General features: G+C 47.1%; 1 protein-coding gene. It reads right to left on the reverse strand.

Translation table 11 applies throughout. From position 1 onward, the window contains the following. Positions 1–245: phosphoenolpyruvate carboxykinase (ATP) (locus K1F36_RS17085; protein ID WP_220114879.1), on the reverse strand; the 245-nt coding region annotated here is incomplete at its 3' end. Between the last annotated feature and the right edge of the window lie 48 nt (positions 246–293).

The following is a 293-nucleotide window of genomic DNA, read 5'->3' on the forward strand; positions in this document are numbered from 1 at the left end:
ATGTCGCCCCACCAGATCTTGTCCTTGGTGATATCGTCCTTCACGATAAAACGGTCCTTCGGCGACCGTCCCGTGAATTCCCCAGTATTTACCGCCAACGCCCCTGAAGAGGCTTCACGGCCCATGCCCTTGTCAATCGTGATGTCCTGGAGTTCTTCCGGGGACAATTGGTAGTGGATGTTGTCGTGGTTTATTCCGTAAACATTTAACGAAATCGTTTTCGTGGCTGGAGCAGAATCCTTCATAGTTTAATTTTTGCGTTGGTACAAAACTAGGAAATATTCAGTTTTACT

This window comes from Flagellimonas abyssi, from assembly GCF_019457905.1.
Classification (GTDB): Bacteria; Bacteroidota; Bacteroidia; order Flavobacteriales; family Flavobacteriaceae; genus Flagellimonas; species Flagellimonas abyssi.